Annotated in this window: 7 protein-coding genes; 5 read left to right on the forward strand and 2 right to left on the reverse strand. The window is 48.7% G+C overall.

Annotated elements, in window-relative coordinates; genetic code table 11:
• Positions 1–115 precede the first annotated feature (115 nt).
• The gene (locus QZR21_RS05885; RefSeq protein ID WP_296974248.1) at positions 116–754 is read right to left on the reverse strand and encodes a superoxide dismutase; all 639 of its coding nucleotides are present in this window, start codon (positions 752–754) and stop codon (positions 116–118) included.
• A 210-nt stretch (positions 755–964) separates the two neighbouring features.
• The gene (locus QZR21_RS05890; protein WP_296098841.1) at positions 965–1,765 is read right to left on the reverse strand and encodes a basic amino acid ABC transporter substrate-binding protein; all 801 of its coding nucleotides are present in this window, start codon (positions 1,763–1,765) and stop codon (positions 965–967) included.
• A 553-nt stretch (positions 1,766–2,318) separates the two neighbouring features.
• Between QZR21_RS05890 and QZR21_RS05895 the strand changes: the two genes are divergently transcribed.
• The 5 genes from QZR21_RS05895 (at position 2,319) to larA (ending at position 10,372) form a co-directional block, all read left to right on the forward strand.
• Positions 2,319–4,313, forward strand: coding sequence for an acyltransferase family protein (locus tag QZR21_RS05895; protein ID WP_296098831.1), 1,995 nt, complete (start codon positions 2,319–2,321; stop codon positions 4,311–4,313).
• A gap of 494 nt (positions 4,314–4,807) precedes the next feature.
• The gene (locus QZR21_RS05900) at positions 4,808–5,404 is read left to right on the forward strand and encodes a DedA family protein (RefSeq protein ID WP_296098833.1); all 597 of its coding nucleotides are present in this window, start codon (positions 4,808–4,810) and stop codon (positions 5,402–5,404) included.
• The gene (locus tag QZR21_RS05905) at positions 5,391–6,989 is read left to right on the forward strand and encodes a glycosyltransferase family 39 protein (RefSeq protein ID WP_296098835.1); all 1,599 of its coding nucleotides are present in this window, start codon (positions 5,391–5,393) and stop codon (positions 6,987–6,989) included. Before QZR21_RS05900 ends, QZR21_RS05905 begins: the two co-directional genes overlap by 14 nt.
• 26 nt (positions 6,990–7,015) lie before the next feature.
• On the forward strand, positions 7,016–8,734 hold the full coding sequence (locus QZR21_RS05910; RefSeq protein WP_296098838.1) for a glycosyltransferase family 39 protein: 1,719 nt from the start codon (positions 7,016–7,018) through the stop codon (positions 8,732–8,734).
• Positions 8,735–9,124: 390 nt separating this feature from the next.
• The gene (gene larA, locus QZR21_RS05915) at positions 9,125–10,372 is read left to right on the forward strand and encodes a nickel-dependent lactate racemase (protein ID WP_296097041.1); all 1,248 of its coding nucleotides are present in this window, start codon (positions 9,125–9,127) and stop codon (positions 10,370–10,372) included.
• Positions 10,373–10,563: the final 191 nt, after the last annotated feature.

Raw genomic sequence — 10,563 nt, forward strand, 5'->3', positions numbered from 1 at the left:
TGCACGAATGACTCTATCCATCAGCGCCGCTCAACAGCTCGACAAACTGAAATATTCCTTCCCACATACAGTGAAAAAGGCCTGCCTTCCGGCAGGTCTTTTCGTACTTCATCTTTTATTCAGCAGCACCGCATTTTCTGCTTTTCTTTGCATCTTCAAAGAGTTCATTCACATAGTCCCAGTTAATGATCCAGAAGAAAGCTTCCACGAAATCGGGACGGCGGTTCTGGTACTGAAGGTAGTAAGCATGTTCCCATACATCCAAAGCCAGAAGCGGTTTCTTGCCTTCCGTCAGGGGATTATCCTGGTTAGCTGTAGAAAGGACTTCCAGATGGTCCTTATTCCACACAAGCCATGCCCAGCCGCTTCCAAACTGGGATACTGCAGCGGCAGAGAATTTCTTTTTGAATTTCTCAAAGGAACCGAAGTCCTTTTCAATCTGTCCTGCCACGGGGCCGCCGAAGGAGGTGCTTCGTTCCGGTGCCATCATATCCCAGAAAAGGGCATGATTGAAATAGCCGCCCCCGTTATTTCTGACAGCTCCCCGAATATCTTCCGGAAGAAGGTTCAGATGGGCAATGAGATAGCGAATGGATTTTTCAGCCAGTTCCGGATGGGATTCCAGCGCCTTATTCAGGTTGGCGGTATAGGTGGCATGATGTTTGTCATGGTGGAAATGAAGGGTTGCTTCATCCATCACAGGCTCAAGGGCATTATAAGCATAGGGAAGTTCTGGTAATTTAAACATAGTCATTTCTCCTTTTCAATCTATAAAATATAATTTGCAACGATGTTTATCGATTTATTTCAGCCTTATTATATCGTATTTTTTCGAAATAGTCAAGCATATATTGATATTTATATTCAAATGTTAAGCCTTCTTATTGCCAACAGAGCATAGAGTAAAAAAAGACGCTCCTGTGATCACAGGAGCGTCCCACATTTTCAAGATGAATAAATAAAATTACTTCTTTGTTTCATCACCAAACCATTTGTTGTAAATCTTATCGTAGGTACCGTTGTCCTTCAGTTCCTTCAGGGCTTTATTCACGGCAGCCTGTAATTCCTTATTGTCCTTCTTCATAGCAAATACCATGCCCTGGGCATCCTTGGCAGTTCCCACAATCTTCAGATCCTTATCGGCGCCCTGCTTCAGGTAGTACATACCTACCGGCTGGTCGATAACTACGGCATCCAGTGTCTTAGCCTGCAGTTCCATGAAGGCCTGGGAATTGGAATCCAGCTGCTTGACATTAGCCGCTTTAGCTTCCTGAGCCAGTTTTACCTGTTCTGTTCCTACCTGAGCGCCAACATTCTTGCCTTCCAGGTCAGCCCAGTCTTTGATGCTGTCGTTATCTTTATTGACGATGATGATGAATCCGTCCTGAGTGAAATAGGGATCAGAGAAAGCCACCTGCTTTGCCCGTTCTGGAGTAGCATTGAGACCGGAAGCAATGAGATCAATCTGACCGGACTGTACAGCCGGGATCAGGGCATCGAAACCCATGCTCTTGAATTCCATCTTGCTGCCCATCTGTTTAATGACAGCATCAGCCAGGTCCAGATCGAATCCTACATATTTGTCATCCTTTGTAAATTCAAAAGGCGGGAATGTAGTTTCAGCACCTACCCGAATAACGGAAGGGATTCCGTTCTTAGAAGCGGAAGCGCTGCTCTTGGAGCTGCCGCCACCGCAGCCGGCTGCAAGAAATGTAGCAGCCATAGCACCCAATGCCAATGCGATTTTCAGTTTTTTACCCATCATGACAATCATCTCCACATAGTCTTTTGTACCATTCACCAGAAGTCTTTATGAATTTTTATTCAGACCCCCGATATCTCTCCCATAAAGAATAATTGGAAATTCGATGCCTATCCAGTGATTTCAGAACATTCTAACTATTGTTACTGAAATCCGTTTTTTTATTTCCAGTATCTTTATGCAATCTATGCATATTTTATCAACTTGTTACATAAATGTCAAATTTTGATTTTTTTACATATTTTTCACATAATGTATAAGATTCATTATTCCCGGAAACTTGCGATAAAAAGGGAAAAAAACAATGTAAAAATTCTTTGCAGCTTCCTGCCGTATGGTATAGAATAGAGTACGCTGCAGGCAGTACAATCAGCGCTTATTTATGCATAAAAATACCTGCCGGACTATAGAAAGTCCTAATTCATATATACCACTACTAAGAAGGAATCATGGAATGAAATATTTTTATCCCGCCGTTTTTACCTTTAATCCCAAAAGCCAAAGATACACCGCTTTTTTCCCGGATATTCCCGGATGCCGAGCCGAAGGAAGCCACATGGAGATTGCAGAAAGAGCCCGGGAAGCACTGGTCCAATTCCTTACGGATCAAGAAAAAAATGAAGCTTCCTTTCCTTCCCCCTCCGATGAACGAATGCTGGAGAAGGAATATCCCGACGGCCGTGTCTGCATCATACTGGCAGATACGGACAATTACAGCGCCTATTGCGCCCGCTGCGTTTCCTGTTCAAAAAATTTCTACCATGAAGCTGCAAAAACTCTGGGCGGCCACATTCGAGGTTTTGACGGGCTCCGGGCCCTGGCCATTATCGGTATCACCCTGTTCCACATGTTTCCCCAGACCATCCGGGGCGGCTATCTGGGGGTATCCCTCTTTTTCGTCCTTTCCGGATGTCTTTTAGCCTATACCTGTGAAAAGAAAGGAGCCGCCGGTTCCTTTCCTCTTATCGCCTACTTCAGGAAGAGAATAGCCCGGATTTATCCATCCCTTCTCATTATGATGCTCGTCACCATCGGGGCCTTTTCTTTCTTTGCGGCGCCGGTGATTTCCGCTATCCGGCCGGAAGCCCTTTCCGTTCTGCTGGGATACAACAACTGGTGGCAGATTTCCCAGAGCGCCGATTATTTCACCCGTCTCACGAACCAGTCCCCCTTCACCCATCTCTGGTTTCTGGGCATAGAGCTGGAATATTACCTGGCCTGGCCCCTGCTTTATTGTCTCTATGCCGGCATCACCTGGTTTTACGGAAGAAAAGCGGGCATAGTTTCTTTCCTGGCAGCCGGTCTTTTATCAGCCCTGTGGATGCCTGTTTACTATAACGCAGGCGCTGATATTACCCGTCTTTACTACGGTACAGATACCCGGGTCTATGCCCTCCTTCTTGGGGCAGCACTAGGATTCTTCCTGTACCACTACCCGGTATCGGCGAAACATTCGGAGGGGTACAAACATCTGTCGATCCTTCTGTTTCTTCTGGCCCTGGGCGTTACCATCTACGGCTATGTGTTCCTGTCCGGCGATATGCCCTTTATGTATGAAGCAGGACTCTTCCTTTACACCCTCCTCTTCTGCCTTCTAATATTACTCACGGCTGACAGGCACCTGCCCTTCGGCCGCCTGCTGGATATGCCCTTTCTCCGATGGATCGGCAAGTACAGCTACGGTATTTTCCTCTGGCAGTACCCGGTCATCTTCCTCACTCAGTATATGAGATGGAATGAAATTTCTCCCCTCATGCCGGTGGCGGAAATTGCCGCCATCATCCTCCTCTCTGTGTGGACGGAACTTCTGGTGCAGGGACTGAAAGCCCTCTTTTCCCGCTCCCTGAAGCCAAGAAAAACGGTTATCAGGATTCTTGTGGTCCTGCTCCTTTCCCTTCCCGGCTTCACCCTCATGGCCTATGGAGCCCGGGGTATCTGGACTTCCTCCGTTGTAAAAGTATCGGATACCGATGAAATGAAAGAACGGTTTGCAGAAAATGAAGAAGCCCTGAAGCACCAGGATGAAAAGAAACCGGCTGTCCCGGTGATTGACGAAAACAATCCAAACCTCCGGGATGCGGCCTGCATCGGCGACTCCGTCATGCTGGGTTCCGCCATGGCTATTCGGGATGTACTTCCGAACTGTTATATCGATGCCAAGGTATCCCGGTATGTAGGTGCCGGTCTGGATGTGGCTCGGCAGATGGACTCCATGGGAAAACTGGGCCGCACTGTGGTTATCGCCCTTGGCACCAATGGTCCCCTGGATGGGCAGTATGAAAATCAAACGAAGGCCCTTTTGGAATATCTGGGACCGGACCGCCTGATTTTCTGGGTCAATGTATACTGTCCCGCCACCAGCTGGCAGAACAGCAATAACCGGTATATCAGGAAGATTGCAGATGAACACCCCAACGTAACCATCGTTGACTGGTACAGCGTGGCTTCCCAACATCCGGAATGGCTGAGCGGAGACCGAATCCACCCAAATCCGGAGGGTACAAAAGTCTACGCCCGCCTCATTCATGACGCCATCGCCGCAAGCCGATAAGACAAGGCCCTGGCGTGCAGTGGACCTTGATAGGTCATGGTCCTTTCCAACGGTGCAAAGACTCTACTTAAGTTTAAGAAATCATTTTTATTTCATTGAACTAATCAGCGCTTCCCCAGATTCAGTGTCACACAAAAAGGGCTTCCATCCGGAAGTCCCTTTTTACTGTCTTTCTATTTGACCCTGCCCCTCGTACCATGCTATATTTAAAAGTACGAATATCTACATGTACATATCAAGAAAGCCTGAAATGAAATACCTCCCGCAGTGCAGCTCCGGTGCCAGGAGAAAAGCCCAATATGTCAACGGCCCCAACGCACCCACAGCAGCCTTTATTCCTTTTATATCTGTGGGGGGAATATCTCCTCCATATTTTAACCGGAGTTTTTCCACGTTTATCTTTTCTATAACTTTTACCTATATAATAAAAAGCAGGAAAAGTTCCTGTTACCATATACTGTATTGAAGTCCTGTAAAGCAGGCAAAGGATCATCATGGACATTATCATTACATTTCTCTCTGACTGGGGTTATCTGGCACTCTTTATCTGTATGGTGCTGGAAAATATGAACATCCCCATTCCCAGTGAAATCATCCTGGGCTTTGCCGGATTTCTTGTATCCCAGAATATTTTCTCCTTCTGGCCCACCGTCATCATCGGGACCATAGCCGGTATCGCCGGTTCCCTCTTATCCTATTACATGGGCTTCAAAGGCGGCCGCGGCCTCATCCTGAAGCACACCGCAAAAGGCGGTCTGGGAGCCAAGAAGCTTATTGCCGCCAAGGACTGGTTTGAAAATTATGGTGCCGTTGCTATTCTCACAGGCCGTCTCCTTCCCGGTGTACGTACTTTTATTTCCCTGCCCGCCGGAATCGCCCAGTTCCCGCTGCCTGAATTTCTGATTCTCACGCTGGCCGGTACTGTTCCCTGGACCATTTTCCTCGTCTATGCTGGTTCCCTGCTGGGCCACAACTGGCATCTCCTTCTTGATTACAAACTGGAAATTGCAGGGGTCTGCCTGGTAATCGTTATCCTTATCGTCCTTGGCTATCATTTCTACCTGAAGAGAAAGCATCATGAAAATCAATAAAAACTGTCTTTTCCTGTTTCTATTCTGCCTCGTCCTGTACGGGGCCTTTTCCGGCCTCATTCCCCTCCTTGACCCCGATGAGCCGGTATACGGGGAAACGGCGAAAGAAATGATTGCTACAGGGGACTGGATTTCCCCACAGATTTATGGCGAATTCTGGTATGATAAGCCGCCGCTTTTCTATTGGCTGGAAGCGGTGTCTTTTTCTATTTTCGGCGTGTCCACCTGGGCTGCCCGGCTTCCCTCTGTCCTTTTGGGGGCATTGACTCCGGTGTACCTGTATCTGGCTTCCCGCCGGCTCATCGGTGAGAAATCGGCCCTCCGGGGCGCCTTCATCTGCGCTTCTTCCCTGGAAATCATTGTGCTTGCCCGGAGCAGTGTCACCGATACCCTCCTGACTTTGACTCTCACCGTGGCCCTCATGTCTTTCCTCCGGAAAGAATATTTCATTGCCTATATAGCCTGCGGCCTCGCTCTTCTGACAAAAGGGCCCATCGGCTTTGGCTTCCCCGCCCTCATCGTGGGTCTCTGGATGATTTTCACAAAGCGGTTCACCCTGAAAAATGTGATGGCCCTCAGATGGTATTGGGGCATTCCACTGGCCTGCCTCGTGGGCCTTCCCTGGTATATCCATATGGCCATGATTCATGGAGATGCCTTCATCGATACTTTCCTGGGATATCACAATATCACCCGCTTCGTAAGCCCTGAACATGCGGGACAGAATCATTACTGGCTCTATCTCGTCGTGGTGCTCGTCGGATTTTATCCCTGGGTCGGGACCCTTCCGGGCCTCCTTCGGCGAGTGAAGATATGGTGGAAAGACCGCAGTGCCTCCTATTTCCTTGTATGGGCCCTGTTCATTTTCCTGTTCTTTTCCTTCTCTTCCACCCAGCTCTTTTCCTATATTCTCCCCCTGTTCCCGCCCCTGTCCCTGCTGGCAGGAATATACATCACGGACTGTGAGGAATCGGGCCATATTTCCAGAGCTTTTCTCCTTTCCCATTGTCTATTCGGCCTCATAACCGCCGGAGCCATTGCCTTTGTGCCCTTTGTCCCCGCCGGCGGGCCGGCAGTCCGTTATGGTGTTGCCCTTTTTATGGCCGCTTTCACCCTGCTGGCAGCATGGAAAATGAAATCCGGCCACACCCATGGATTCTTTGTTTCCCAGGCCCTGCTGGTGACCGGATTTGTCCTTGCTGTCTGGTGCCTCTTTGCCACCCCCGTTTCTTCCCTTTTCACTTCGAAAGCCATTGCGGAAGAACTGGCAGGGACAAAGACCGACAGCACCATTCCCCTGTACATCGATAATTTCTACCGTCCCTCCGTTGCGTTCTACACTGATATTTACGGAAAAGCTCTCCCGGAATTTGACAGAAAAAAGCTGTCTGTGGATGAAAGAAATGCGGAAAACGGGGTCCTTCTCCCCGGGAAAGATGAAGAGACATCACTCCCGCCAAAAGCGTATATCCTGGTGCAGGATAAGGTCTATCATAAATGGCCGGAGGAACAGAAAAAAGGCCTCTCCCTCCTCTGGCATAAGGATACGGCCTCCATGTATTTGAAAGATGAGGTTTCCCAGTGAGCAGACAACAGACCAAAAGAATCAGAATGACAAAAGAGACAGAACCCAGGAAGGATCAGTGGAAGACGCTTTTCTTCTTTTTCCTGGCGGCTTTCCTTTTTCTTCTCTGGGGTTCCTGGCTTTTGCCGGTAACGGACCCGGTAGAGTCGAACTACGCCCTCACCGCAAAGGAAATGGTGCAGTCCGGCAACTGGATGTCCCCCCAGATCTACGGCACCTACTGGTACGATAAACCCATCATGGTTTACTGGCTCCTTTCCATCAGCTACTCCCTCCTGGGCTTTACGGACCTGGCCTCCCGGCTTCCCGCCGTGGTCTGCGGTTCCCTGTCTGTGACTCTTCTCATCTGGTATATCCAGAAAATCAAAAAGGACGCGGTTATTTCCATCTGGTCCGGTGCCATGATGGCTCTGTCCCTGGAATTCTGGGTCATTTCCCATGCCATCATTACGGACAGCATGCTCCTCCTCTTCACCATTCCCACTATGCTCTCCGGGTACATAGGGGTCATGGAAAATAATAAAAAGCATCTTATCATTGCCTACGGTGCAGCAGGTCTTGCCTGCCTGTCCAAGGGGCCCGTGGGCCTTGTCCTGCCAGGCGCCCTTCTCCTCCTCTGGTGCCTAACCATGAAATCCGGAAAAATGGCAGCCCGTCTTTTCCCCTGGCAGGGAATTCTCGTTTTTCTGGCAGTCACCCTTCCCTGGTACCTGGGCATGTTCCTCATCCATGGCAGTGATTTCGTGAACCAGTTCCTGGGTCTTCACAACATTGTCAGAGCCACATCCTCCGAGCATCCAGAAGATAACCACTGGTACTACTATCTGGTCATTCTTCCTGCCGCTCTCCTTCCCTGGACCTTTACTTCCTTCTATGAAATGGTGAAAGGCTGGAAAGACAAGACCCCTTTCTATAAATTTCTCATGGTCTGGTGCTGGGGAACGGTCCTCTTCTACACCTTTATGGCTACGAAGTATGTGACCTACACCTACATTGCCATTGTCCCCGCCATCATTTTCTCCGCCTTTGCGGCGCCAGGCATCCGAAACGGAGAGAAACAGCCCTTCCTCTGGAGTGCCCTTGGCTTCCTCATTTTTGCAGCTGCCGCTCTGGGTGGTTCTTTCTATATCAAGGAAGGAAGCTGGTGGATTCTCTACGCCGTCATAGCTTATGCTTTCTGGGTCCTTGTGATTCGCTATAAAAAGAGCAGCGGCAAAAGGCTCACCACCATTGCCGCCGTGACAGCTTCCATTTGTCTCTGCCTCATCATGGAAGGGCTCCCCCATTACCTGCCACGCCGCTCCGCTGTGGAAGCGGGCCAGGAATTAAAAGCAGCCCCCGGAGAACATTACTTCTTCCGCTCCTACCCCGCAGGCTATACGTTCTACACCGGCGAAGTAGCCACCCGCATCGTCCCGCCGCCATCGAACGAGGAAGAAAAAAACGAGCGGAATCCTCTTTGGGATGAGAAATACGTGATGCCATCTATTTCGGACAAGGATTTCATAAAAAGCCACCGACAGGATAGTACGCCCGTATTCCTCTTCGTTTCTAAAAGCGACAAGAAATATTTTGACCAGTGGGCCCTGAAATACAATTTCCGCCAGGTGAAACAGCTCCTGAATGGTACTATTTATGTGATGACAACGGAAGAAGACCTGCCGGAGTCCTTCAAAGAAGCCCGGGAGCAGATGAAGGAGGACTATCGGAAGACTCACCAGACCGAACAGGTGGAAGACAAGTAAGGGCAATAAAAGTCAAACTGCGGTTTGACGAGCTGCTGTGTCCGGCGCAGATGGGTAGAGTCATTCGCATGGAGCTTCTAGCTACTAGCGGCTAGCTGCCAGGAAAGCTGATTTGCCTGCGGCGCTACCCACCCGATATTTCCGTCAGTCATTCGTTCCGTAGGCTGGTCAGCTTTCCTAGAAGCTAGGAGCTAGCAGCTAGAAGCCCCCGCCCGAATGACTCTATCCGTAAGCATCGCCCTAACAGCTCGATAAACTGAAATTGGCAGCATCGGCATATTACGATTTTATACAATCGGGCCATAGGATTTATGTTGTAGATAGGGTATAATAAACACATAGAAATACATCGTTGTATTTTCTCCAGAAGAGAGAGAAAGGATTCCCGTTATGGACCTCAAAATTAGATATTTTAAAGAAGACATTCCTTTTCATGTGGATGACAGCCATCATCCCATTGTCCTGAATCCAAGAAAGTGTCCGGCCCTTGAGTCAGAGGCTGGAGAAGTGGTGCGGGCTTTGGAGCATCCTATTGATTCTCCCCGGTTAAAGGACATTGTGAAGCCGGGAGAAAAAATCGTTATTGTTACAAGCGATATTTCCCGCCCCATGCCTTCCTGGGTAGCGCTTCCCTGTGTACTGGATGAACTGGGCAAAGCAGGTGTCAGAGATGAAGATGTGACTGTGGTCTTTGGCCTTGGCAGCCATCGGAAACAGACAGAAGAAGAGAAAAAGAGGCTTGTCGGAGAAGAAGTGTACAATAGAGTGAGATGCATTGACAGCGATCCCGATGACTTCATTCATATGGGAACCTGTAAAAATGGGACATCCGTTGATATTTTCCGAACCGTAGCGGAAGCGGACTGGAGAATTCTGGTGGGTAATGTAGAGTATCATTACTTTGCCGGTTATTCCGGCGGCATGAAAGCTATTATGCCAGGCGTTTCTTCGAGGGCCGCTATTCAGTCCAATCATCGTAATATGATAAAGGAAGGGGCCTACGCTGGAAATCTGGAAGGAAATCCTGTGCGGGATGATATTGAAGAAGTTTACCAGTACTGCCCGGTAGATTTTATTTTGAATGTAGCACTGGATGAAAACCACCATATTGCCTATGCAGCGGCAGGCCACCATGTGAAGGCTCATAGAAAGGCCTGCGAATTCCTTGACAGTATCTATAAAATTCATATTGACCATCCGGCTGATGTGGTTATTGTGTCCACTTCCGGCTTTCCTAAGGATATTAACCTGTATCAGGCCCAGAAATCCATCGATAATGCGAAGCATTCCGTGAAAGAAGGGGGCATTATGGTGGTAGCGGCGGCCTGCAAAGAAGGATTTGGCAGCGATGTTTTTGCCAAGTGGATCATGCAGTATGATACTCCCGATGACCGTATCAAAGCGATTCATGAACATTTCGAATTAGGAGGTCATAAGTCGGCGGCCCTTGCCCTGGTGGAAAAGAAGTGCAATATTTACCTGGTCACCGATATGGAGGACGATCTGGTCAGGAAGGCCAATATGACACCGTTCCATAATCTTCAGGAAGCGGTGGATGCGGCTTTTGCAAAGATGGGAAAAGACGCCAGCTGCTATATTATTCCTGATGGTGGTTCTACACTTCCTATGGAAGATTGATTGTTGAAAAGTATTTTACCCAATATTGTTAATATAAAAGCAGTGTGTTCCTCTTTGGGAAAGCACTGCTTTTATATGTTATATCTGAATGGAATAAAAAAAGACGTCATGGAGCAAATCACATGACATCTTTTTGTGGTGGGCGATAACAGGATCGAACTGCTGACATTCTGCTTGTAAGGCAGACGCTC

It is taken from the genome of uncultured Dialister sp., from assembly GCF_900541605.1.
Lineage (GTDB): Bacteria > Bacillota > Negativicutes > Veillonellales > Dialisteraceae > Dialister.